This is a genomic window from Vibrio sp. OPT41, assembly GCF_015163595.1.
Taxonomy (GTDB): domain Bacteria; phylum Pseudomonadota; class Gammaproteobacteria; order Enterobacterales; family Vibrionaceae; genus Vibrio; species Vibrio alginolyticus.
Genome location: NZ_JADDYH010000019.1, coordinates 33,441 through 59,055 on the forward strand (window position 1 = coordinate 33,441; position 25,615 = coordinate 59,055).

General features: G+C 44.6%; 22 protein-coding genes and 1 pseudogene. 17 read left to right on the top strand and 6 right to left on the bottom strand.

Annotated elements, in window-relative coordinates; all coding sequences use genetic code 11:
* From IQP38_RS26380 to dsrO, 3 genes are all read right to left on the bottom strand, one after another.
* Positions 1-1,111: molybdopterin-dependent oxidoreductase (locus IQP38_RS26380; RefSeq protein WP_228010046.1), on the bottom strand; the 1,111-nt coding region annotated here is incomplete at its 3' end.
* 17 nt (positions 1,112-1,128) lie between these two features.
* Positions 1,129-2,259: an NrfD/PsrC family molybdoenzyme membrane anchor subunit gene (gene nrfD, locus IQP38_RS11065; RefSeq protein ID WP_193837573.1), complete on the bottom strand. Its 1,131-nt coding sequence runs from the start codon at positions 2,257-2,259 to the stop codon at positions 1,129-1,131.
* Positions 2,256-3,023, bottom strand: a complete 768-nt coding sequence (gene dsrO, locus IQP38_RS11070) for a sulfate reduction electron transfer complex DsrMKJOP subunit DsrO (RefSeq protein ID WP_017633876.1) — start codon at positions 3,021-3,023, stop codon at positions 2,256-2,258. The genes nrfD and dsrO overlap by 4 nt, the downstream gene beginning before the upstream one ends.
* Positions 3,024-3,202: 179 nt before the next feature.
* Between dsrO and IQP38_RS11075 the strand changes: the two genes are divergently transcribed.
* The 5 genes from IQP38_RS11075 to IQP38_RS11095 all read left to right on the top strand — a co-directional run bounded on the left by IQP38_RS11075 (position 3,203) and on the right by IQP38_RS11095 (position 8,843).
* Positions 3,203-5,026 carry a sensor histidine kinase gene (locus IQP38_RS11075; protein WP_017633877.1) on the top strand — a complete coding sequence of 608 codons (1,824 nt, stop codon included), beginning with the start codon at positions 3,203-3,205 and terminating at the stop codon, positions 5,024-5,026.
* 25 nt (positions 5,027-5,051) lie between these two features.
* Positions 5,052-5,654: a response regulator transcription factor gene (locus IQP38_RS11080; protein WP_017633878.1), complete on the top strand. Its 603-nt coding sequence runs from the start codon at positions 5,052-5,054 to the stop codon at positions 5,652-5,654.
* Between the two features lie 102 nt (positions 5,655-5,756).
* Complete coding sequence (locus tag IQP38_RS11085) at positions 5,757-6,155, top strand: hypothetical protein (protein ID WP_017633879.1); 399 nt, start codon at positions 5,757-5,759, stop codon at positions 6,153-6,155.
* Positions 6,156-6,219: 64 nt separating this feature from the next.
* Positions 6,220-8,331 carry a protein-disulfide reductase DsbD family protein gene (locus IQP38_RS11090; protein ID WP_017633880.1) on the top strand — a complete coding sequence of 704 codons (2,112 nt, stop codon included), beginning with the start codon at positions 6,220-6,222 and terminating at the stop codon, positions 8,329-8,331.
* Entirely contained in the window at positions 8,328-8,843 is a 516-nt protein-coding gene (locus IQP38_RS11095; RefSeq protein ID WP_017633881.1) for a protein disulfide oxidoreductase, read from the top strand. The genes IQP38_RS11090 and IQP38_RS11095 overlap by 4 nt, the downstream gene beginning before the upstream one ends.
* A 49-nt stretch (positions 8,844-8,892) precedes the next feature.
* Here the strand turns inward: IQP38_RS11095 and IQP38_RS11100 are convergent, their stop codons facing one another.
* Positions 8,893-9,114, bottom strand: coding sequence for a hypothetical protein (locus IQP38_RS11100; protein WP_017633882.1), 222 nt, complete (start codon positions 9,112-9,114; stop codon positions 8,893-8,895).
* A 425-nt stretch (positions 9,115-9,539) separates the two neighbouring features.
* Here IQP38_RS11100 and IQP38_RS11105 point away from each other — a divergent pair, with 425 nt between their 5' ends.
* The 8 genes from IQP38_RS11105 to IQP38_RS11140 all read left to right on the top strand — a co-directional run bounded on the left by IQP38_RS11105 (position 9,540) and on the right by IQP38_RS11140 (position 17,357).
* On the top strand, positions 9,540-10,352 hold the full coding sequence (locus tag IQP38_RS11105) for a TIGR02594 family protein (protein WP_017821644.1): 813 nt from the start codon (positions 9,540-9,542) through the stop codon (positions 10,350-10,352).
* A gap of 2 nt (positions 10,353-10,354) precedes the next feature.
* Complete coding sequence (locus IQP38_RS11110) at positions 10,355-10,789, top strand: hypothetical protein (RefSeq protein ID WP_017633884.1); 435 nt, start codon at positions 10,355-10,357, stop codon at positions 10,787-10,789.
* 227 nt (positions 10,790-11,016) lie between these two features.
* On the top strand, positions 11,017-12,150 hold the full coding sequence (locus IQP38_RS11115) for an efflux RND transporter periplasmic adaptor subunit (protein ID WP_017633885.1): 1,134 nt from the start codon (positions 11,017-11,019) through the stop codon (positions 12,148-12,150).
* Positions 12,143-13,414 (top strand): TolC family protein, encoded by a 1,272-nt coding sequence (locus IQP38_RS11120; RefSeq protein WP_193837574.1) that lies wholly within the window; start codon positions 12,143-12,145, stop codon positions 13,412-13,414. Before IQP38_RS11115 ends, IQP38_RS11120 begins: the two co-directional genes overlap by 8 nt.
* Positions 13,411-14,625, top strand: a complete 1,215-nt coding sequence (locus IQP38_RS11125; protein ID WP_017633887.1) for an ABC transporter permease — start codon at positions 13,411-13,413, stop codon at positions 14,623-14,625. Before IQP38_RS11120 ends, IQP38_RS11125 begins: the two co-directional genes overlap by 4 nt.
* A gap of 2 nt (positions 14,626-14,627) precedes the next feature.
* Positions 14,628-15,911: an ABC transporter permease gene (locus IQP38_RS11130; protein WP_017633888.1), complete on the top strand. Its 1,284-nt coding sequence runs from the start codon at positions 14,628-14,630 to the stop codon at positions 15,909-15,911.
* Between the two features lie 22 nt (positions 15,912-15,933).
* Entirely contained in the window at positions 15,934-16,626 is a 693-nt protein-coding gene (locus tag IQP38_RS11135) for an ABC transporter ATP-binding protein (RefSeq protein ID WP_193837577.1), read from the top strand.
* A 224-nt stretch (positions 16,627-16,850) separates the two neighbouring features.
* Positions 16,851-17,357, top strand: coding sequence for a hypothetical protein (locus IQP38_RS11140; RefSeq protein WP_155489406.1), 507 nt, complete (start codon positions 16,851-16,853; stop codon positions 17,355-17,357).
* A gap of 89 nt (positions 17,358-17,446) precedes the next feature.
* Here the strand turns inward: IQP38_RS11140 and IQP38_RS27030 are convergent, their stop codons facing one another.
* Positions 17,447-17,584, bottom strand: a complete 138-nt coding sequence (locus tag IQP38_RS27030) for a hypothetical protein (protein ID WP_373896867.1) — start codon at positions 17,582-17,584, stop codon at positions 17,447-17,449.
* A gap of 48 nt (positions 17,585-17,632) precedes the next feature.
* A pseudogene (locus tag IQP38_RS11145) lies at positions 17,633-17,991 on the bottom strand (PolC-type DNA polymerase III); the annotation flags it as partial.
* Between the two features lie 740 nt (positions 17,992-18,731).
* Between IQP38_RS11145 and IQP38_RS11150 the strand changes: the two are divergent.
* The 4 genes from IQP38_RS11150 (at position 18,732) to IQP38_RS11165 (ending at position 25,235) form a co-directional block, all read left to right on the top strand.
* Positions 18,732-19,880 carry a tetratricopeptide repeat protein gene (locus IQP38_RS11150; protein ID WP_053304256.1) on the top strand — a complete coding sequence of 383 codons (1,149 nt, stop codon included), beginning with the start codon at positions 18,732-18,734 and terminating at the stop codon, positions 19,878-19,880.
* A gap of 238 nt (positions 19,881-20,118) precedes the next feature.
* Complete coding sequence (locus tag IQP38_RS11155; protein WP_017633893.1) at positions 20,119-21,189, top strand: DUF1176 domain-containing protein; 1,071 nt, start codon at positions 20,119-20,121, stop codon at positions 21,187-21,189.
* A gap of 673 nt (positions 21,190-21,862) precedes the next feature.
* Positions 21,863-22,393, top strand: coding sequence for a leucine-rich repeat domain-containing protein (locus tag IQP38_RS11160; RefSeq protein WP_228010047.1), 531 nt, complete (start codon positions 21,863-21,865; stop codon positions 22,391-22,393).
* Positions 22,383-25,235, top strand: coding sequence for a leucine-rich repeat domain-containing protein (locus tag IQP38_RS11165; RefSeq protein ID WP_193837576.1), 2,853 nt, complete (start codon positions 22,383-22,385; stop codon positions 25,233-25,235). The genes IQP38_RS11160 and IQP38_RS11165 overlap by 11 nt, the downstream gene beginning before the upstream one ends.
* The last annotated feature ends 380 nt before the right edge of the window (positions 25,236-25,615 follow it).

Consider the following 25,615-nt stretch of genomic DNA (forward strand, 5'->3'; position numbering starts at 1 on the left):
TTTTGTTGTAGCGTTGGTTTTCGATGATCCACTGGATCATGCCAAGCACGAGGGCAGAGTCGGTGCCTGGTTTGATTGGTACCCAGCGGTTGTTGTCACCGGCAGCCAAGCTCGATGAACCAGCAGGCAAACTTGGTGTGATGATGGTGTATTCCAAGCTACCTTCTGTTCGCGCATTGGCGAGTTGGCGCGCCTGACGCTTAAAAGGGTTACCCGCTTGAGCTGGTGACATACCGATGAAGATGATGTATTCCGCGTTATCAAAGTCTGGCTTCAAGTGCGCGTTCTTATCTAAATCGTTCATGAATGCGCCGCTGCCAGCACGAAATGCGTAGCCGCAGTAAGAGCCATGATGCCCAAAGTTACGCGTACCATAGCTGTTGAACGCGAAGCGTTTGAATATGTCGTCTCGGCCTTCGTTACCGGCGTTGGTCATTAACAGTTGGTTGGCTTTCGGTCCATATTCTGGGTTTTCAGGATCAACGGGCGTTGTTAAATCGCGCATGTCGCGTAAGCCATCAACATGACCTTCACCAAATAAATCACCGCCCTCGACGACTTCTTCTATCAGTTGTTCGTAACTGATCGTAATCCATTTTCCTTCGCCGCGTTTTCCAACTCGTTTCAGTGGCTGAGTAATGCGGTACGGGCTGTTGCGAATTTCTAGCATCCCATTGCCACGTGCGCATGCTGTTGAACGACCGTCAAGGCCCGCTTCTCCTGCCAAACTTAAATAAGCACCTTTGACTGGCGTTTCGAACGGAATGTGTTGCTGATGAGAGAGTGGGTGATATGGGTTGCCAGTAATACGCAAAATCTCGTCGTTGCGGTTATCAATGCGTACACGCAATCCGCACAGTGACCAACAACCAAAGCACATCGATGGTGCAACGCGCTGATTTGGATTAGGGATTAGGTTGCCTTTGCTGTTGACCGTGTACTCTGGTTCAAGCGAGTTACCGTGGTGAATATCACGCGTTTTTTCTCCCGCAGTGCCTTCGAGCGCACCCTCGACCATGTGTTTGGTGGTGGTGGCGTAACCCGCAGCGAATGCGCCAAGCCCACCAACTGCAATGCCTGATTTCAAAAACTGACGGCGTTTGTTATCCATGATGAAATCCTCTTTGATTAGCGTTCAGTTAAGGTGGGTGATGAGGCTTTTACTTCGATCTTTTGTTTTGGCTGAACCAGCTCCGAACCGAGCAGTGCCAGTGCAAGCCATAATCCGAGCATGCCGATAATGCCTATCCAGCCATTTCCATCCATAGTGAGTTGGTATGGATACAGCCCTGCATCGAACTTGGCGATGGTTTGCACTTCCATGATGGTAAACCAGCGAATCAGCCATGCACTTTCCAGTGCGGCAGCAGACACAAAACTGAGCCCTATGACGTGACGAAATCTGGCTGATGCGGACTTTTTGGTATCGCGCAAGAAGATGAAAGCGAGCAAAACACAACCTAAAACGACAAAAGTGAGCAGGGCAATGTTGTGCATCCACTGTTCGCTAGAATAGAGCGAAAATGCGGAATTGTTGGATGCCCAAATCGGTAGCAGTATCAGCGTTAATACACCGCTGGTAACCACTGATTTTTTAAGTAAATTAGTATCGCCAGATGTCAGTGTCTTTGACTGACTAGGCAGCAAGAGCCAAATCAACAGAGAAAATCCGACCGCGCTCATAAATGCAGTGACAAACCAAAGAACCGGCGACGCGGGTTGGTGCCATAAAGAGCGCGATTTAACGACTGCAATTTCAGCGCCTGTGTAGACTGCAATGGTGATGCCTGATAGCACCGTGATAACAGATACCATAAGCATGACTCTACGAGAGAGCACCCAGTCACCCAGTGACAGCTTTGAAATTAGAGGCAGTACTTTCCCTGGCTGATTACGTAAGTTGATCAGATCCTCGCGGAGATACAGCCATGCAGTCACTACCGCTAAACCTGAGAAAACAGGCAGGAACAGCGAGCCTAGAGACATCCATGACCACGGCGTGATGTGCACGTAAAAATGCCAAGCTCGTCCCGGCTGGTGAAGGTCGCCAGTTAACGCCAACGGGCCTACGATAGCGCCGATGGCCATCGTTAGCACCAGCGCGGCGCGTAACCGATGACTGGTGTGTTGCTCAAATAATAGGGCGATTAGGAACAAAATAGCGGCAGCGTAAGCAGAACCGATGTAAAAGAAGTACTGCACCGCCCACGGGAGCCAAGCCATTGCTTGAGGTTGGACTAACACTTCGGTGATGTTCATGCGCGCTTTCCTTGTGGGTCGTAAATAGCTGGCTGCCCGTCGATGTGGCTGGTGAAGCGTTCATCCATGCCGATGTAAAACACATGCGGCTTGGTCTCTTCATTGGGCTTTAGCACTTTGATATCGTCTTGGTGCTTCGCAATTAAGCGGCGAACTTCACTTGATGGATCATTCAAATCACCAATTACACGTGCTCCGCCAACACAGGTTTCCACGCAGGCAGGTAATAGGCCTTGTTCTAGACGGTGAGCACAGAAGGTACATTTATCTGCGGTGAGGGTGTCTTCATTGATAAAACGAGCATCGTAAGGGCAAGCTTGTACGCAGTACGCGCAGGCGACGCAGCGGCTGTTATCCACCATGACAATGCCATCTTCGCGCTGAAAGGTTGCTTGAACCGGACACACTGCCACGCAAGGTGGGTTGTCGCAGTGGTTACAAAGGCGCGGTAGCATAAAGGCTTTTGCTTCTCGCGTGGCTGTAGAGCCATCATCTAACGTAACTTCGTATTGCTTTACGGTGGTTCGGAATTGACCAATTGGCGCTTGGTTCTCGATGCTGCAACCCACAGTGCAAGCCTGGCATCCGACACATTTACGCAAATCTATCACCATGGCATAACGCTTGCCGACTTGCCCTTTTCGGTCAGCGGACTGGTTATTTCGAATAATGTTTCCCGCAGTTGCCGTGCCAATGCCTGCGACTGGAATTAACGCGGCTCCGGCTGTGACCGCGCTGAGAAAGCGACGTTTGGTGGAATCCATAACTCACCTGCTTTTTTTGTTGTATTTGAATTGACTGATTCCATTGTGAGAAATGCACTGCGAGGCTTATATTGTGGATTTCCACATACTCAGATCAAACTTGATCTAAAACAAATGTGGTTTAGGGAAGGTAGCTGTTATTCTTGTCGTACTCTCTTGACGGAACGATTCGACTCATCATGAAAAAAGCACTGTGGCTTCAGCTTTGGATTCTTTGCTTAGTTGCCTTTGCATCTTTGGCTCACGGCGCAGTTTCTGAACAAGCAGATCTGCAAGAGCAAAAAGCAGAGCAGCCACAGGTCAAGAAAAAAGTCGAAGTGGGCGTGTTAGCGATACGCGGCCATCTTTATGCCGAGCAGAGATGGCAACCGACCATTGATTGGCTCAATCAGCAAATTTCCGATGTGCATTTTGTCCTTCATCCCCTTAACTTGGATGAAATGGGCGAAGCGGTGAAGTTTCAGAAGATGAATTTCATCTTAACCAACCCAGGTCAGGCAGTGCGATTGGGCAGGCAATACGCGCTGTCGTGGATGGCAACGCTAACTAGCAGAGCCCCACAAAACTCGAATTACGGCATTGGTTCGGCGCTTGTGGTTCGAGCCAATTCAAGTTATCAAACGGTGCAAGATGTCTCAGGACGTCCCGTTGCGGCGGTATCAGAAAAAGCCTTTGGTGGTTACCTCACGATGCGCTATCAAATAGTCAAAATGGGGCTTAATCCAAACGATTTCTTTTCCGATGTCCGCTATCTTGGTTTTCCTATTGATGCCAACCTGTATCAATTACGTGATGGTAATGTGGAAGCGGCCGTCGTCCCTGCTTGTTTATTGGAACAGATGTTAAGTGAAGGGCTTTTACAACCGGGTAATTACCGAGTTTTAAATCAACAGCCGAATGAGCACTCGTTATGCGCTGTTTCCACACCGCTTTATCCTAACTGGTCATTTGCCAAAACAGAGCGCGGCTCAGCTCAGATCGCCAAACAGATTGCGCAAGTATTGTTAGCGATGCCACCTGAACACCCTGCGGTTATTGCGGCAGGCGCGTCAGGTTGGACGTCCCCCGTCAGCTTGCTGAGCATCGACAAACTTTATCAGGCGTTGGATCTCCATCCGTTGCAACAACCCTGGTGGAGTGAGGCTCTACGCTGGCTGCGTAGTCATCAAGAATGGGCATGGGCGCTGTTCATGTTTGTGATTGTGTTGAACGCGTACCACTTTTGGCTTGAGTATCGATTTAGCAAGAGTAAGCAAGCGTTGGAGCAGACATCGTTACGATTAAAAGAGAAAAGTGAACAGTTAGAACATTCACAAAGGGTCGCGATTGTCGGAGAAATCGGCACTAGTCTTGCCCATGAACTCAATCAGCCACTGGCAGCCATTCGCAACTATAGTGAAGGCGGTTTACTTCGCTTGGCCAAAAAGCGCCCTCATGAAGATATTGTCCCTGTGCTTGAGAAAATACAGGGCCAAGTTGAAAGAGCCGATGCAATTATTCAGCGATTAAGAACGTTGATTCGCAAGCGCAGTGTCGACAAAACGTCGTGCGATCTTCAAGTACTCATTGATGACACGATTGAGTTACTCCATTTTCGGATGCAGAAGCAAAACATTTCTATTGTGGCCAGTACAGAAGGGAACATTCGTCCGTTACTTGTCGATGCAGTTGGCGTACAACAGGTTTTAGTTAATGTGATCAGCAACGCGATTGATGCGTGTACTTTGTTCCAAGAGAAATATCACTCATCAGGTTATCAAGGTAAAATTGCCCTGCATTGCGATTACCAAATCAGTCAACTCTCTATTCGAGTGTTAGACAATGGTACAGGGTTGCAGCAAGAGAATCCGACTCAAGCGTTTGTGAGTAGCAAAGAAGAAGGGCTTGGGCTAGGGTTAGCCATTTGTCGCGATGTGATGGAAATGCATGGTGGCGAGTTTGTCATCAGCTCGACAGCACCACATGGTTGTTTGGTTGAGCTTGTGTTTCCATATCAAAACTAATCTGAACTAGGCATAGGAGCATTCAATGAGCAGCGGTGAAAAGCAGCTACCTGTTTTTGTAGTCGATGATGATGAATCGGTGCGTGACTCGCTCGCTTTTATGCTGGAAGAGCATGACTTCAACGTGACGACTTTTGCTGATGGGCAATCTTTTCTCGATAAAGTGAACATTCATCAGGCCGGATGCGTGATCCTTGATAGCCGAATGCCCAACCTTCGTGGTCAGCAAGTGCACCAAGTTTTAAATCAAGCCAACAGCCCGTTGGCCGTTATTTATCTGACAGGGCATGGTGATGTTCCGATGGCGGTCGATGCATTGCAAGCTGGGGCGGTCAATTTCTTCCAAAAACCAGTCAAAGGCGATGAACTGGCACGAGCCATTTTGCAGGGACAGGCGCAGTCTGCCACAAACCTCGATATGGCAGCAGCTAAATCGGCTTATGAATCGCTCACACCTAGAGAAAAAGACATTTTACGTTTGATCATTGAAGGAAAACGCAACATTCGTATTGCTGACGAACTTTGCATAGCAATGCGAACGGTTGAAGTACACCGAGCCAATCTATTGAAGAAGTTCTCGGCAAAAACCGTCGCAGAGTTGGCATATATTTATGGCAGGCTAGATTAAAGCTTAGCGAGTGAAGCCTCTTAAGGTTATTTAGAGGATACAACTTGAGCTTTATGACGACTCGCGTATTATCTTCTTCGTTCTTACTTTATCTGAATTCTTATGAGTTTGTTGACTAAACGACATCACACGCCACATAAGCGGGCAAAATGGCTACTGGCGATTATTGGCTGGGTGGTCGTTGTGTGTCTGATGCAAAATTCAGGCTTTGCATCGTCATGCTCTATGAAATATGAGACGGAATCGCCCGCGGTTTCATTTGCTGATGAGCGTTCGAGCGTCAAGTCGATTGATACTAAAGAAACCAGCAAGTGCGAATTGTCTGAAAAGTTAATTCAGTTTTCTCAACATCAACTCGATGTATTTATTGTTGTTCTGTTTGTCGGTCTTTTTGCTTCGGCAATTTGGTTGTGCAGTGCCTATATTGGTGTGCAACATTGGACGGAACCGATAGGCCGTAAGTATCGAGTCCATCTGACTTTCTGTGTGTTCCGAGAATAAAAGCGTGCTTTCTGACCACTAGCGTCAGTTATTTAGCACCTTTGTCTTTTAACTAGGAATCACTATGAATCAAATTACTAAACTGACTCAGTTTGCGTCCATGTTTTTTATGACGCTTGCTTTGAGTTTGCTCTCTCTGAGTATTTCAGCTCAAACTACTGATACAGGTTGGCTGACCAACCCGCAACATCTTCCAGTGCAAACGCGCTTTGTGCTCACTGGTCAACAAGATCCGCAAGCCAAAACAATCACTGGTTATCTGGACGTCAAGTTGGCTGGGGACTGGAAAACTTACTGGCGTTCACCTGGTGAGGGCGGCGTAGCACCATCTATTGATTGGCAGAATTCACAAAATTTATCCAAAGTGGATTGGCAATGGCCGCACCCACAAAAATTCGAACTATTAGGTATCGAGACTCTTGGGTATAAAGGCGATACTTTGTTCCCCATGACGCTGCACGTCGAAGACATGTCCAAACCTGTCACGATTGATGCGGTACTGACACTTTCTTCTTGTACGACGATTTGTGTGCTGACCGACTATCAAATTCAATTGACGTTCTTGCCTTCTGATCTAAAAGTCGATGAAGACGTGATGTTCAGTTACGCTCAAGCAGTGAGTAACGTGCCGCAGCCATCGCCGTTTATTGATGTTACTCAGGCGAGTTGGGATGCGAACCAATCGAAACTACAAATCAAGCTACAGAACAGTCAGGGTTGGCAACAACCACAAGTGCTGGTGGATGGTGTCGATGAAGCAACGCGAGACTATAGCTTCAAGCTTGAAGGAATGTATCAAGAAGGAAACATCGTCACCGCGAGCTATATCGTTGATACTTGGCTGGGCGATGTGGAGTTGGATGGTCAGTCGCTGTTTGTGACCATCAAAGACACCAATTTACTAGCAGAAGAAACCACTCAAGCAACTGCTGAGGCAATAGTTGAACCGTTGCCGAGCACGTCTCTAACGAGTGTTTTTCTATTCGCGTTGCTCGGCGGTTTAATTCTTAACATTATGCCTTGCGTTCTTCCGGTTTTGGGGATGAAGCTAAGTAGTATTGTTGCCGCTCAAGGTATCGAGCGTCGTCAAATTCGCGCTCAGTTTGTTGCCTCGTCACTTGGTATATTAACGTCGTTCTGGATTCTCGCTGGTTTTATTTTGGTGCTTAAGCTAACAGGTAATGCCATTGGCTGGGGCGTGCAATTTCAAAGCCCTTGGTTCTTAGGTTTGATGGTGTTGGTCACCACTTTGTTTGGGGCCAATATGCTGGGGCTGTTTGAAGTCCGTCTATCATCGGGTACCAATACATGGCTGGCCTCGAAAGGTGATAACTCCCTAGTTGGTCACTATGTTCAAGGTATGTTTGCTACATTGCTTGCGACGCCTTGCTCCGCGCCTTTTCTAGGAACGGCCGTGGCGTTTGCCTTGGGTGCCGACGTATTAACGTTATTTGCAACCTTTACAGCATTAGCATTGGGTATGGCACTGCCTTGGCTCTTAGTCGCTATGTTTCCAAATATCGCGCTGAAACTACCAAAGCCTGGCTCGTGGATGAATGTCGTTAAAATCGTGTTTGGCATAATGATGCTGGCGACTAGCATTTGGCTACTTTCATTAATGGCAAATCATGTACCGATGTTATGGATTGCACTTATCGCTGTGGTTGCTTTTGTTGTAATGATGGCAAGAGTTAAGAAAGTGTATGGTGAGAAAGCGCTTGCTGTATCCGGAACTGCGTCATTAGTGTTGATAGCTGGTGGCCTGTTACTTGGTAGTGTCACTGCCGACCAATGGGCGACACCGCTTCCTGAGGACTTAGCGTGGCAGAAGCTTTCTAACTCGGCGATTGAAGATCACGTCAATAATGGGCGAGTGGTGTTTGTGGATGTCACTGCGGATTGGTGTGTCACGTGTAAAGCGAACAAGATCGGTGTGATCTGGCAAGATCCTGTCTACTCATTGCTGCAAAGCCCTAATGTAGCGACGTTAAAAGGGGATTGGACACATCCGGACGGCTCGGTAACTGACTTTTTACGAGCTCATGGGCGTTACGGTGTGCCGTTTAACATCGTCTATGGCCCGGCGGCGCCACAAGGTATCCCGTTACCTGTGATTCTGACTGATGATGTTGTTTTAAGCGCGGTGAAACAAGCGAGTGGGGGAGCCATTCAATGAGTTCGACAAAGCAGCGTAGAACATTCCGATATTGGCTCATTCAAATCGTACAGATGGTGCTCATTGTCACCGCGATTTCTATCGCGATGGATTGGTATCGCACTAAAGATATTCCTAAACAGGAGTCACCACCATTGAGCTCAGTATTGAGCGATGGCGAACACTTCGATGCAATCGCGCAAAGTTATGAACAACCTGTCGTTGTTTATTTTTGGGCGACTTGGTGTCCCGCTTGTAAATTTGTAAGCCCAAGCGTGAGTTGGCTGAGTGATGACTACACCGTAGTTGGCGTTTCTGGATCGTCGGGACCGAATGAGCGTGTGGCGCAGTTTATGAGGGCAAAAGAATATCGTTTTGAAAACATAAACGATCCTTCAAGCTATATTATGCGTGAATGGAAAATTAGCGTGACTCCAACCATTTATATTTTAAGAAATGGTGAAATTTCCTCCGTCACAACTGGCGTTACCACTCCGATAGGAATACTAGCGAGAGTTTGGTTAGCTCGATAACGCTATAAAAATCCGATATTCAAAATATTGAGTATCGGATTTTTTCTTTTTATTTTCTCGCTCTAACGGGAATAATAATGTGTGCGTATGGCATACCATTCCACATCACGTATGGGCCATCATAACTTGAACCGATGGGTAGATAGTCGAGCAACACTTGGTCTAGGGTAATAATCATCATGTGTGGTTCTTCCACAATCCATTGGTTATCGTCCGTTATTCCTTCTGAAAATGGGTCGGTGTTATTGGCGCCGCCATCACTCGCTAACATGCCAAAAAGTACAATTAACTGAAATGAAATTAGTTAAATAGTCAGATTAATAAATTAAAGCTTAATTTAATAAAAATTAAAGTTTGATAAATTTAATTATAGAGTGCCTTTAAAAAGGAAGTGTTATTTAAATTTTAAATAGTAATTGATAGTTTTACTATGTTAATTTAAGTGTTCATTTATAAACATTTTTTCGTCTATTAATACGCATGGTTTAAAACATCTTGGCTGTCCTGCTTTGAAGCGTGACCAAAAGGTGATAAATAGGTGTTTTTAGTGATATGAGCTGAGTTTATTTGTAATCTATATTTTCAACACCTAATTCCCCTCGTATGGCTAATCGTATAAAACAACATTTTATCTTTATTGTTGTCACGCTAAAGCGTACTTTCTTAATTATATGATTAGTTATAAAGGTAACGAGAATGGGATTAAAAATCCGTGGCTCTGTTGGTATAAATGGCACTAATTCGAAAAATGATGTTAAAGCAGTTCAACAATTTTTAAATGATAACCAAAAGAGAATAGGTTTTACCCGACTGTTGGTTGTTGATGGCTCGTTAGGGCGGAGTCCTCATTTGTCGAAAACAGTAGAGGCAATAAAAGTGTGTCAGCGTAAGCTACTTTATATGGTAAAGCCAGATGGTCGGATCGATGTAAATGGTAGAACTCATCGTAAGCTCAATGGATTACCATCCTATAGTTCAGTGAAAAATGATCCTCATGATGCTCAAAAACTAGTAACCAAAGTGCCTTGGATGAAAACAGCGTTGGGAGAAATTGGACAAAAAGAAGTTTCAGGCACTAAGGCCAATCCAAGGATTTTAGAGTATTTTACAGCATCTAAGTTCTGGGGCACTGATGACTCTGGAGGTCAAAATGCTTGGTGTGGTTCGTTTGCCGCTTGGGTTTTTAAACAACACGGAATCACTCCAGTAAAAGAAGCTTATCGAGCAAAGGAGTGGAAGGGTTTTGGTAAAAACATCTCAGAACCTATACATGGAGCTCTAGGGATTAAATCGAGAAAAGGTGGTGGGCATGTTGCTTTTGTCGTGGGAAAGAGCCCTGATGGTAGGCATTTGTACATGTTAGGAGGAAACCAAAGCAACCAAGTCAATATAGCAAAGTACTCTATTGATGTCTGGGACAAGTTCGTAGTACCGAGTAACTACGATGAAACAAAAGGTACTTTACCTGTATATACAAAAGGCTCTGCCTTAGCAGGAACGGAAAGTTAAACATGAAGAAATTTATAAGTTTGCTAGGCTGTGTGAGCTTATCAGCTTGTGCTTCACAGGGAGTGTACTCTCAGAATGAGGTACTCAAAGATGCGATATTTCAAACGCCCTATTCTGCAGTGGTGAAAATTACAGGTTTTGAAAAGTTTGCTGAACACGAGGAAGATGTTCTCTTTAAAGTTCAAGCAGAAGTGATTCAGAAACTTCGTGGAGACGTTGGGTCTGAGATTACTTTCAGTATGTATGGCGAGCTAGGAGATGAGCCCAATATACACAATGATCCTGTCATTCTCACACTATGTCGTGATAAAGATACATATTATTGGCCTGGAACGGGGGCTGAGTTTGGGGCTAATCAAGAGAACATATTAAACGCTCAAGAAACAGCTGCTCACTTGGATACAGAACAGCGCCATTTTGCACATTGTTCAGAATGAAAAGGGTGGCGGTTGAAACGAGCGGTTACAGAGCATGTTAGTCGCCATCGTAGACAGCGTCTTTGCTGAATGATTCGTCGAGATTTTTTAGTCTTTGATTGTCAGAGGCGACTGACAAAACCATACCAACTGTGACAACCATACCGCTATTAAAGCAGGATATTATTCCTTCAACTTTGTGTTTTAGGAGTAGTCATTAGACTACCCAATAATTGTTGGAATAAATAATGACGAAACGTTGGCTTGTCTCCGCTGTGAGCATTGCGCTGCTCGGCGGTGGTACGTATTTCTATCTCCAATCTTCCGCTCAACCAGAATTACTGCCTACATTGATTGTGGAAAAAGGCACGATTGAAAAACAAGCGGTGGCTGTTGGTAAAATTGTCCCTGCACACTCCGTGTCTATCAAGTCACAAATCGACGGTATCGTCGGTGAAATTTACGCGAAAGTTGGTGAAAAGGTGAAGCAAGGCCAGCCGCTGATCAAAGTGCGTCCAAACCCAACCCCCCAAGCATTAACGGATGCATCGGCAGAACTCATGCGTAGTGAAGCCGATCTGGAATCCGCCAAACAAAAACTGTCCAACTTAGAAAGCTTGGTCAAGCAGGACATTATTCCAAGTAACTACGACGAATACGTAAGTGCGCGCTCGGCAGTCAAATCTGCGCAAGCGGACGTATTGCAAAAGCGCCAGAATCTCGAACTCATCCGCAGTGGTGAGGCGTCTATCGGTGATGCGCGTTTAACGTCGACGATCTACGCGCCAATTGATGGCACGGTACTCAACCAGAAAGTTGAGGTCGGAGAGCCGATCATCTCGACTCAATCAAGCCAAGCCGCGACTGAAATGATGTCATTGGCCGACATGAACAGTCTGATTTTTAAAGGTAGCGTCAGTGAGCATGATGCTGCGCAGTTGTCTCCGGGAATGCCCGTTATGTTGACGGTTGCGCCTTATCCTGATGTGGCGATTTCTGGTGTGCTAACCAAAGTGGCGATTCAATCTGAGAACCTTAACTCACCAGAGGGCAATGCTTCTGCAAAAAGTTTTGATAACGGTTTTGAGGTTGAAGTGGGAGAACTCAAGATCCCACAAGATGTGTTGCTTCGTTCTGGTTTTTCATCGACGGCTCAAATCATTCTGAAGAAGTCTGAAAACGTGCTCACTCTACCGGAGCGCGCTCTGCAATTTGATGGTGACGCACCGAATGTTCTGATCCCCGACAGCTCAGAACAAGGGTTTCATAAACAACCTGTGAAACTCGGTCTGTCAGATGGCATCAATGTCGAAGTGCTTGACGGCGTGGAGCTTGATGAAGAGGTTATCGACAACAGCATGATGGGAGCGGCGTATGGTTAAGCTGCAACGATCAAAAATCGCCTTTGCATTGTTGGCTGCCACGCTCAGTTTGCCGACCTACGCAATTTCTATTGAACAAGCTTGGCAACAAGCAAAGCAGAACGATCCAAATTACGAAAAAGCGAAAATCGGCGTCCAGCTTGGCGAGGTTGGCGTACAGAGTAGCCGCAGTGCGTTATTACCGGGTTTAAGTGCCAGTGCGTCAGCGGATTGGAATGAGTCCTCAAGCCATTCCAACAGTTACGGCGCTACCTTATCTCAAACTATTTGGGATAGCAGTTTGTGGTCGGAACTGGATCAAGCGAATGCCAATTATCTCAAAGCACAGTTAGAGCTATCTCAATCGCATAACGAGCTTGCGCAGAAGTTGCTCACCGCTTACCTAGATGTGGCAAGCGCACAGGGCGACCTCAAATTGGCGCAGTCCAAGCTGGAGGAGGGGAAGGAACTTCTCAACATCATTGAGAAACGCTATCGAGCAGGCAAAGTGAAGTCGGTTGATGTTGAAGAGATGCGAGCGAATCAAGTCTCTGAGCAAGCAAGTATCCTCAATGCAAAAGCCGATCTCGAAGTGAAAAAAGCAGAGCTTGCGGCGTTAATTAATCAAATGCCGGAGAGTGTCGACCAAATTCGAACGGATTCTTTAATTCAGCCTCCGATGCTGGTGGACTCTCAGGAGCAATGGCTAAAGCTGGCGAAAGACAGTAGTCCAGAGCTGTTGGTAGCGGCGCAGATGGTGAAAGCGAGCGAGTTCGCGAAAGATTCAGCTAAAGGTGGATACTACCCAACCGTCAAAGGCAGTGTGGGCTACAGCGATGGTGACAATCGTTCAAACGGCGAGTTTAACGCTGGGATTAGTTTGAGTTTGCCGATTGATCTCAATGGTGCAGTGCGAGCGAAAGTGGACGAAGCATCGTTGAACATTTTAAGCGCCAAGCAAGATATGCGTAGAGTGGAAATTGATATTCAGAAACGAGTTATTCAGCAGTTTACGCAGGTCGATATCAACTGGAATCAAGTTTTGATAGCGAACGAGCTGGTTGAGTCGCGCGCCAGAGTGTTGCAAAGCAAAGAGAAACTTTACGACGCTGGCCTGCTTGAAGTGTCGGAAGTTATCAGCGCACACAACAGCTTGTTTGAGGCGAAAAACAGTCTGCAAACCAACTTGTACAGCTACTGGCGTAAGAGAATCGGCTTACTGCAAACCGCAGGGAAACTCGATGACGATACCATGGCGTTGCTCTCTCGAGCTTTTCATTCATGAGCAGTCTATTGCAACAAACTTGGCAAACGTTGATGGCGCACCGCATGAAGAGCGTGCTGGCCATTATCGCGATTGCTTGGGGCGTGATCTCTGTGGTGGTGTTAATCGCACTTGGCGAAGGCTTTTATCGCCATCAGACCCAGTCGTTTTCATTTATGATCAACAATGTGCAAGTGGTGTTTCCGTCGAGTACCAGTAAACCGTGGCAAGGGTTAGCTTCAAGACGACAAATTGATATTCCACAAGAAAAAGTCGACATGATCAAACAGTCAGGCTTCGTGCAACAGGCGTCAAGCGTTTACGCCAAATGGGATGCGAATATCACCAATCTCAAAGGACAGAACTTATCGAGTACGGTCAGCGGTATTGATACGTCTTACTTTCCTTTAATGCAACGCAAGCTGCAATCCGGTTCGAGAAATCTGTCACCAAGTGATATGGACAACCACACTCGCGTGGCGGTGTTAGGCGATCAAATTGCGCAAATGGGCGGAATCCAAATCGGGGATAGGCTCAAAGTCAACGGCATTCCGTTTTTGGTGATTGGGATAACCGTTGGTGAGGACACTGGCATTTCATTCGGCGATAGCCGCACGGTTTTCATTCCTCAAACAACGTACCGCGATTTGTGGGATGCGAAACCTTGGATGGTATTGATGAAGCCGAGAGACGGGATGGATGCACCGTCGTTTCGACAAAATATCGTGAACTTTTTCGCCAAGCAGCTTCATTTTGACCCAAGTGATAAAGATGCGGTCGAATTACCCGATTTTAGTGAAGGTGCGGCGGTCATCAGTGGAATTTTGCGTGGCATTCAGATTTTTCTCGGAGCGAGCGGTGCGATGACCATGGCGGTCGGTGCGCTTGGCGTTGCCAACATCATGTTTTTATCCGTCACGGAGCGCACGCGTGAAATCGGTGTGCGTTTGGCGATCGGGGCGACTCAAAAATCCATACTCAGTCAGTTTATTCTTGAAGGGCTTATTTTGGTAGCTGTGGGCACGGCATTAGGTCTGATGTTTTCGTATGCCGTGGTGTCTGTCCTAAGCAGCATGGCATTACCGGAATGGATTGGTTTACCTGTGATCACGCCAGATTCCATTGCTTGGTCTTTACTTGTGACGCTTATCTTGGCATTGATGGCATCGTATTTCCCAGCAAGGCGAGCATCGCGTCTCACGCCAGTCATTGCTTTGAGTGCGAGGGCCTAGTCATGCTGTTACCGATGAGACAAATTTTCCAAGAAATGGCGGCAGAAAAGCTGAGACTGGGTTTGACCATTCTGGCAGTAGCGTGGGCGACCCTCTGTATCGCTGCTATGTTGGCGGTAGGTGAGGGTATTCGTCAGGGCGTATTGAAAACCGCACAAAATGGTAACGGCAACTTGATCTATTTGACCGGAGGGATGGCCACCGTCGACCACGGTGCTTTTCACCAAGGTAAATTTCTGACGTTAAAAATGGACGATTCAGAGATCGTTCGAGCATTACCCGATGTAAAAAGCGTTGCGCCAACTGCGAAGTGGAAAGAGCGTATCACCGTTGGTGACAGAAGCTCATGGCAAGAGCCCTTAGCGGTCACGAGCGAGTTTCAATCCATGACCAATTTGGTGCCGATGGCGGGGGGACGATGGTTAAATCCACTCGATCAAAAAGAGACGCGCAAAGTCGTTGTACTGGGTTATGAACTGGCAGCCGACTTATTCAACCCGAATGAGGACTTTAGTTGGTTTGCGACAGTCACATTGCAAGTCAACCCTGTGGGGAAAAAGGTAAAAATCGGCAATGAGGAGTTCACCGTTGTGGGCGTATTGGAGAAAAACAGCGCTCAAATAGAACTGGGGGATCTTATCAACTATTCCAGCTTTGTGCCGTTAGCGACGTGGAAGCGATTTCATGTCAACGGTGAAATTGGTGGCATCAATGTGCAACCACAAGCCGATGTAGACCGAGAAGCCTTAGCAAAGACGATCAGGCAAGTGATTGCCCGTAAGCACGGGGCAAGTGTCAGTGATGAACAGGTCGTCCAAGTCGATGATATGTTCCTTAAACAAAAGAGTATGCAGCAGTTTCTGATAGGTTTGCAGAGTTTTCTTGGCATTATCGGCTTCGTGACGTTAGCTGTTGCTGGCGTCGGCATTGCCAATGTGATGTATGCCACCGTAAAGCGATCTACGCGTGATATCGGCGTGCGCATGGCAGTCGGTGCAACCCCAACGGCCATTCGTATGCACTATTTAGTGCAGTCTTTATTGACAATGATGATGGGGGGCGCGCTTGGGTTAGCTGTGACGTACGCGCTGGTGTCTGCCATCAGTTCCATTCCTTTAGAGGGCAATGCTTTTTATGAACAACTGGGTAAACCTGTCCCTGAGTTGTCGTGGGTCGTTGTCGCGATTGTCATCCTCACCTTAGTGATCATTGGCGTGGCATCTGCATGGTTACCTGCAAACCGAGCCGCAAAAGTCAGCCCGTTGGAGGCGCTACAAAGTGAATAACAACAATAACTCTGGAGAGAACATGTCGAACAAGCCGCTTGTTGAGCTGACCAACATCTGTAAATACTACTCAAGCGGGGAGGCGGAAGTTCGCGCGCTAGACGGCGTTGACTTAACCATTAATCAAGGCGAGTTTCTTTCGATTCTTGGCCCGTCCGGTTCAGGCAAATCAACGTTGATGAACATGCTCGGCTGTTTAGATAAGCCCACCGATGGCGAGTACCAACTTGGCGGCCAAAACGTCGCAAGTTTAAGTGCGAATGAGCTGGCTGGCATTCGTAACCAAAAGATCGGATTTGTCTTCCAAAGCTTTAACTTATTGGAATACGCGACGGCGCTTGATAACGTGGCACTGCCGTTGGTTTACTCTGGTATCAAAGCCAAAGAACGTCGCCAGCGCGCAGCTAAATTGCTAGAGCAAGTCGGGCTAGGGGATCGTTTAGACCATAAACCAAACCAGCTTTCTGGTGGTCAAAAGCAGAGAGTTGCGATTGCAAGAGCCTTGGTCAACGATCCGCAAATCATCCTAGCTGACGAGCCAACCGGCGCGCTCGATTCAAAATCTGGTGCTGAGATCGAAGCTCTGTTCAACCAACTCCACGCCGAAGGCAGAACATTGATCATCGTGACGCACGATAACGCTCTGGCAGAGCGCACTAAACGCATCATCACCATCAAAGACGGCAAGGTAATTTCGGATAGGGTGCCGGAGTGATATTCACAGTTTGGAGCTTTACTAAAATAAAGGTAATTCGCCTATGAAAATGGTCACTTTGGAAGTGGTGTTTTAGTCAGCCTTGTTTAGAATTTACATCTTGATTTGAATTGCTAACTGTTTTGATAGTTAGTTGATGTGAAATTTGGTTCCCACAAGGCTACAAGATTGTAATGAATATAAACCACGCACTTTATAGAAGCGAAAAGTATAGCGAAGAATCAATGGAAGAGATTCTTTCTAGGTTAAAAAATACTGACTATTTTTATTTAAATGAGAATAATCCTAGTGAAGGTGCTTACTTGACTAAGAAAAAGGAAAATATCTTAATAGTAAAAAGAAAAACTTCTCGAAGTTCTGAAGCACATCAAGACCGGTTATTCAATACTCGTGAGTTTATAAACTTCAGCTCAATTGTTGCAGGACGAGAGATTGGTGGGGAGCTTCGATGTAAACTAGGACAAGATAAAAATAAAACGAAAATAACGTACTCTTGGTATCCTGATGAGTTTGTTCAAAATTTTTGTTATGCATTTATTGTTCTGGCTTTATTAATGTCAGCTTTTAAATTTACTCCTGGTGATTACGATGTTATTTGGAATCTATTGAAAGCTGTTTTGATGTTTTCAGTTCCAAGTTTATTACAAATGATTCACCTTCCAGGACTAATAAAGCTGGCAAACAAAATTTTGAGATTAAATGGCACTAAACAATTGTTATTAAATACATAAAAATAGACTTTAATGTAAGCAATCACTTTCTATATTTAATAATCCGATTCCTATCAAAAGTAATCGACTTTTGTTTATATCTCGTGTGGTTAAAACCGATTTTTAGAGAGCAACTGCTCCAGTTTTCCTTTTGCTGTCTTACTTACCGTTTGCATAAGCTTGAAGCTTGGCGCTGCTATGCCCGATTGTTCAAGCTCTTCCACCATCAGTAACCAAAGCTTTGCCATTACCTGTGCATCGGCTAACGCGCGGTGGAATACACCGTCGTTTTCAATGTTCTTATAACGAACCAACTCACCCAACTTGTGTGACGGCGCATCTTGAATAAGGCGTTGTGCCACCAATAAAGAACACGCGAACTTGCCAGAATAACCGCAGTTAATTCGCTCCAGTTCCGCATCCAGAAAGCGCTTATCGAACGACGCGTTGTGCGCAGCATGTTATTGGTAATGCCTGTGTAAACTTCAATGGATGAGCTCACACGAAAGCCAGGATTCATAAGTTGCTGAAAACTATCGATCACCTCAACATCAACGATCTTAACCGCACCGATTTCAATCGCGCGATCACCCATATTCGGAGACAGACCTGTGGTTTCAAAGTCGAGTACGACAACGGAGTTAGCTTGAGGCATGAAGTTTTCCAACTGAACAATAAGGCGCAAGAGTATCGTTGAAAGTGTGGGAAAAGGGAAGGAGGAGGAGAAGCTTTAGTAGTGAGAGAAACTTACGGAAGCTCAGTTAGAAATTGAATGTTAGCTTGCCCACTAGATAAAACACCTTACAAAATCTGGTGCGTTCGTTTGCCCTCATAAAATGTAACCTAAGGCGATTCAAACTCTCACTGTGGTATTTGTCTGTTCAAAGTTACGTTTTTGGGTGGCGGGGTTATCCTGATATCTGGGCAGCAATGATTACTCTGTGCTTTTTAATGAAACGGCACTTACCCACTTTGATCATACCTTTTAAAAGGTGCAATCTTAACCATTACGCTGGTGTCCACAAATAACGTTGCAATATCATGACTTACTAAATTTGAAAAAGTTACAAATACATATTCAGAGGTGTGCTGGTGGTACACCAAACACGATTGTATTTTTACCCGTTGTACTTTCTAGCTCAATAGTGTTTCTTTTCTACAGAGTGTTTTTACTCACTTATATGTTGCTGACGTGTTTTTGCCTGAAAAAAAAGTTATCTTGCATAGTGAAACCAACACAAACACGGTCAATTTTTGGTTATCATCGACTGATGCTTACCTGTATTTACCAAATTGAACAAAAATACAAGTAAACATTGAAGTTCAATATTACTAATAACTATTAAATTTGATATTAAGTTCGGAGGATTTAACCTTGGAGAAATTTAGATAACAATGAAAAAACGTGATGTTAATTTATTGCAAAGAGTTATGTTCAGGCTAAAAATAACATTCAATATTATTTATAAATTACTTGTTGTTGCGTTGCCGATTGATATTCTTAAATACTTAGCGATAAAGGGGTCTAGTGTGGCTCAAATTATCTTAGCGAGACGTTACTATCATGGAAGGCGTGTTAAGTATAATAAAAAGCTAGTAGTAAATTGGTTAACGAAGGCAGCGTTGAAGGGAAGCTCGGAGGCAAAGAAAGAACTTGGCTACCTGTATTTTAGTGGTGAAAAATTTAAAAAGGATTGGCGGTTAGCTAGCAAATGGTTGACGGAAGCATATGCTGACGGAGAAGTAGATTGCGCTGCTATTTTAGGCATAATCTATGAAGGAAACGGACACTTTCGTCGAGATTCAGCAGAAATGTTGAGATGGCACACGATTGCAGCAGAGTCTGGAGATTTAGAAGCGCAAAAAACTCTTGCGGCGATTTATACTATGGACAAAGAGTACTCTAACCCTAAAATGATGATGCATTGGCTACACAAGGCAGCAGATCAGAATGACACGGACGCAATGCTTCTTCTTGGACACACTTATCTGGATGGTGACCATTACGATTTCAACGAGGCTCTTAAGTGGCTTAAGACTGCTGCCAACAAGAAGGATCACTACGCATTAGTTTTACTTGGTGACATTTATTCATCAACTAAGTACAACATTGTAAATTATAAAGAAGCCATCCAAAAATACTATAGTGCAGTAAACGAAGGTTCAAGCGTTGCGATGGGGAAAATTGGGTATATGTACCAATATGGCCTGGGTTGCGATAAGAATATAGATAAAGCAATAGAGTGGTATTCCGTGGGGGTTAAATACAATGACCCATATTCTCAATTTGGCTTTGCGCAATTATATCGTGATGATGAAAATGGGATGATGAATTTAATTGAAGCGTTTAAATGGTCTTACTGGGCAAAAAAAAACAAACATCCAGACGCAGAAAAACAGTTCAAAGAAATCTCTGGAAAACTAACGAAAAAAGATATAGATAAAGCACTACGTTCGGCTCAGAGTTATAAAGTAAAGCCTGTTAAAAGTTTGGGTTTTACTTTAGGTTATAAAATGGGAGAAAAAGGTACTATATATAGGTGAGTAATTATGAAAATTAAATCCACTTAATAATTTATTATGGTTGTTTATTATCATTTATTAATGGAGCGAAGAAAGTTAATTACTAAAAAATATGGAACCACTCCTTTAACTATTGATGAACTGGGGTAACTGACTAAATTTTTTTTCTGGTTCGCTCTAATAAATAATTCTAAATTGATGTTTTCATAAGAATACGGAATTTTTAATACTGGTAAATAGAAGTAGCAAAGGAGGCACAATGATTTATTCATTAAAACTGAACTGGAGGAATATGCTAATGCTCTGTATTAGAAGTACAATATGTACATTGGGTTTGGTAGCTTTTTCTGTCAGCGCTTTTGAGGGAGAGAGTTTTCAACACAAAGATTGGTATCTAGCTTGTGATAATACAGGGACCTGCCGGGCGGCTGGCTATTCAAATATTGGCAGTCTCAATCCTGTTGCTGTGATGTTTACTCGTAAAGCGGGTCCTGCAGCGTCAGTAACGGGCAAAGTGTATTTAGGGGATGAATCTGATTTTGACCATTGGCCTGAGCAGATAAATCTTTATATCGATGGCCTAGAGTTGGGCCCGATACAGCATGACGCCATGACATCCATGCAGGTTCAGGCCATTCTTGCAGTAGTGACTAAAGATGCACTTATTGAAATTGGTGATGGTAAAACTAAATGGGTACTGTCTGGTAGCGGTGCCAGTGCCGTGTTTCGTAGGATGGATGAATATCAGGGGCGCCAGAATACTCCGTTTGCTATTGTCGCAAAAGGTCAAGGCGCTGAGTCTAGGGTGAATCTTGCTGTGGCTATCCCCACACTTGTGAATGTTGGCGGCGATGCAATGATGAAATCACTTGAGCCAGAATCTGCCCAATATGCCAAATTGTTACCACAGCTTCGTGCTAGCTATCAGTCTAACGGAGACAGTTCCGAGTGCCATAGACTGTTTGAAGAAACACCGTCAATTGCTATTGCAAAGCTTAATAATGGCCAATCATTGATTGAGGCGTCCTGTTGGATGGCGGCTTATAACTATGGTTCAAGTTATTGGTTGTTGGGAGAAGGCGATGCTGCTGTGCCTAAACGTCTTAACATCTATGGTAATGACTATTCTGACGGCATTGTTTCCTCCGCTCATAAAGACCGAGGATTGGGGGATTGCTGGAGCTTTGAAAGCTGGTTGTTTGATGGCAAACAAATGGTTCGTGCGAGTTATGGTAATACAGGTTTGTGCCGTGGTATTGCCGCTGGAGGCATTGACTTCATGCCTATTTGGGTAAGCGAAGTGGTTACTACACAAGATTTGAATAAATAGCTATGTTTTTAAGTTACTGTTCTAGCACTTCTGCTCAGGGCTTTTTAAGGTTCTGAGTTTAAAAGCAATAATTGCTGTCTGACTTGTAACAATTCTGGTACTAAAAAACGGTAGACCCTATCACAAATACCTACGAGAAATTGTTTGTGAAGTATAAATTACATAAAACTCTTCTTGTGCGTTCCTAGCTTCGATAAGGCGTAGCTATAGTCAGATAAAAAATACATCCAATATATAATCAATTCGGTGTAAAGTTTGCGAAATCAGGAACTATACCAAAAGCTCTTTTGATGAGGTTCTTTACTCCTATTTCAACTTTTATGCCGGCTCGCCCCTCAAGCTTAATTTTGCTCGTGGTACTTTGTGGATGTGATGGTTTTAAGAGGGCTCTACCCCAAATTCGTTAGATTAAATAATCTAAAAAGTCTAAAAGCGTGTGTTTTATACTACGAAAATACTGCGATAGAATGAAACTTAACAAGATTTAAGCCTTTTATATAGTTGTTTTGCTTGTCAAACCGCTTCTTTTAGTAGTGAAATTGTTTAAACAACTTGTTGGGAATGATAAGTCGCAATAAGTATTGCTATCATCCTCTTAACCCAAGATAAAACTGACCGTATGTGAATGTTTTATGCATTCGCACAGAAAATAAATATAAATCTGAGAACAGGTATGTCATTATCAATAACAAGATTCACGAGGGTAATCTGCCCGACCCTGGGCAGTTTGCTCTGTTTAACCTTTCTTACTGGCTGTGAAAAAGCAACAGAAGGGTTGGTGTATGGCACAAAAAGCAAGTCAGTAATTATTGACTATAATGGTAGCGAAACAGATGTCATCATCCCAGATTCGGTAACTACTATTCGGCGTGATGCGTTTAGACGTAGCAAGCTCACCAGCGTGACTATCCCTGATTCAGTGACTACTATTGGTGCGAGTGCGTTTAGTTACAACAATTTGACCAATGTGACTATTCCAAATTCCGTGACCACCATTGGTAGGGATGCATTTAATGGAAACAAGCTCTCTAGTCTGACCCTTTCAAATTCGTTGACTACCATTGGTGATTGGGCGTTTCAACACAACGAACTAACTAGCTTGATCATTCCAGACTCGGTAACAACCATTGGTAAGGAAGCATTTTATGGAAACAAGCTCTCTAGCCTGACCCTTTCAAATTCTGTGACCACTATTGGGGGATAGTGCGTTTGAACGCAACGAGCTTACTAGCCTGATCCTTCCAGATTCGGTGACCGTTATTGGCGAGAGTGTGTTTGCCGATAATGAGATCCACAACGTGACTATACCAGAATCTGTGACCACCATTGAGGATGACGCGTTTATTCGAAACAAACTCACCAGCCTGACTATACCTAATTCAGTGACCACCATAGGAAAAGTTGCGTTTGCTGACAACAACCTCACCCACGTGAGTCTCTCTGATTCGGTAACCACTATTGGTTGGGGGGCATTTACTGGCAATACACTTACCAGTGTGACCATCCCAGACTCTGTGACGACTATTGAGGGTTCAGCGTTTTCTGACAACTATCTCACCAGCGTGATTATCCCAGATTCGGTGACCACCATTGGTTCTAATGCGTTTAATGGTAATGCAATATCCACATTCAACAATGCGCCATCAGATGGCATAATCTTTGCTTGTAATGATGATGGTACTGACAACAAGAAGGTTGTTGTTTCCTTTGGCGGAGGGAGAAAGGAGATTGTTATTCCTGATTCGGTGACTACCATTGGTTTCGGTATGTTTGAGGGCAACAATCTTACCAGTGTGACTTTTCCAGATTCGGTGACTGCCGTTGATAAGAGCGCGTTTGGTCATAATAATCTCACTAGCATAACCCTTCCAGATTCGATAACTACTATTGGAGACTATGCGTTTATTTACAATGAGCTCACTAGTGTAACGCTCCCAGGTTCTGTGATTACTGTTGGGGATAATGCGTTTGCTCACAACAAACTTACCAGCGTGACCATTCCAGACTCGGTGACCACTATTGGTGAGGAGGCGTTTGCTGATAACGCGCTCACTAGTGTGACTATTCCAGATTCGGTGACTACTATTGGTGAAGGGGCGTTTGCTGGTAACAAGCTCATCAGTGTGACCATTCCAGATTCAGTGACTACCATTGGTGAAGGGGCGTTTGCTGGTAACAAGCTCATCAGTGTGACCATTCCAGATTCAGTGACCACCATTGGTGAAGGGGCGTTTGCTGGTAACAAGCTCATCAGTGTGACCATTCCAGATTCGGTGACCACCATTGGTGAAGGGGCGTTTGCTGGTAACAAGCTCATCAGTGTGGCCATTCCAGATTCGGTGACCACCATTGGTGAAGGGGCGTTTGCTGACAACAAGCTCATTAGTGTAACCATTTCAGATTCGATGACCACCATTGGTGAGAGGGCATTTGCTGATAATGAGCTTACTAGTGTGACCATTCCAAATTCGGTAACCACCATTGGTGAGAGGGCATTTGCTGATAATGAGCTTACTAGTGTGAACATTCCAAATTCGGTGACCACCGTTGGCCAGGGGGCGTTTGCTGATAACGAGCTCACCAGTGTGACTATACCTAGTTCTTTAACTACCGTTGAGGATGATGCGTTTGCTCACAACAGGCTCACCAACGTGACCATTCCAGATTCGATAACCACCATTGGACATCGGGCCTTTTCTGGCAATGAACTCACCAGTGTGACTATCCCAGATTCCGTGAATATTCTTGGGTGGGAAGCATTTAGTTACAATAATTTAACCAATTTGATCATTCCAGATTCGGTGACCATTATTGGTTGGAAGGTGTTTAGTGATAATAAACTCACCAGTTTGACTATCCCAGATTCCGTGAACACTATTGAGGGGGCTGCATTTTCTAACAACCAGCTCATCAGCGTGACTATCCCGGATTCTGTGACCATTATTGGTAATGGAGCGTTTAATGGTAATGTAATATCTGCAGTTAACAATGCGGCATCAGATGGATTTATTTTTGCTCGTAATGATGATGGCACAGAGAACAAGAAGGTTGTCGTATCCTATGGTGGTTCAAGAAAAGGAATTGTTATTCCAGATTCGGTAAACACTATTGAGCGTGGCGCGTTTTCTGATAATGAGCTCACCAGTGTGACTATGCCTGATTCGGTGACGACCATTGGTGAAAAGGCGTTTGCTTACAACAAGCTCACCAATGTGACTATACCTTATTCAGTGAATACCATTGAGAATGAGGCGTTTCGGAACAACCGACTGACTAGCGTAACTATCCCAGATTCTGTGACCTCTATTGAGGATAGGGCGTTTAGTAATAATAAACTCACCAATTTGACCATTCCAGATTCAGTAAGAACTATCGGAGAGGCTGCGTTTTCTGACAACCAGCTTGTCAACGTGACCCTCTCAAATTCGTTGACTACTATTGGCTTAGGTGCATTTAATCGCAATGCACTATCCACAGTTAATAATGCACCATCAGATGGCTTTATTTTTGCTCGTAATGAGGATGGCACCGAGAATAAGAAGGTTGTTATTTCCTATGGTGGGGCAAGAAAAGAAGTTGTTATTCCTGATACGGTGACCATCATTGAGCGTAGGGCGCTTGCTAGCAGCGAACTAACCAGTGTGGTCATCCCAGATTCGGTTACCACCATTGGGCGTGAGGCGTTTGCTGGCAATGAACTTATCAGTGTGGCCATCCCAGAATCGGTTTCCACTATTAGCCATGGGGTATTTAGTAACAATAATCTCACTAGCGTAACTATATCAGATTCGGTAAATACCATTGCACCGGAGGCGTTTGCTGATAATAAGATCACTAAGGTGACTATACCAAGTTCAGTGTCCTTCATTGGTTATAAAGCGTTCCGGAATAACCGACTTACCAGCGTAACTATCCCAGAATCAGTGTTCGATATTCAAAGTGAAGCGTTTGCTGGCAATGAACTCACCAGTGTGACTATTCCATCTTTGGCGACCCACAATGGTTTGATAGCGTTTGATGAAGGTGTAGATATTCACTGGTATTAACACTATTTTGTGTGCTGTTGCAATTTTAATATGTGGCAGTACACAAAGTTTTTGGAGAATGGTGTTTTCATCAGATGTTGTTTTTGAAGGCTCTCTTATGACGACAGAGGTCTACGTGCAACATCCTTGTCTAGGTATTTAAAGTAATGGTATTTAATAATCTGTATCTAAACAAAGCCTTTTTACTATTGCGATTTCGCTCATCGCACTAGCACTTCCAAACTCATGTTGCCGCACCTGTAGTTATTTGATAGTTGCTTATATTCAATTTTCCTAAAGACGTTAATAAGATGGTACGCCCCACACCTGCACTACACTCAGCTATGTCGCTGAATATTGGGAGGTGCCATCATGTCGGCAATCAAAGTTATTGGAATCGA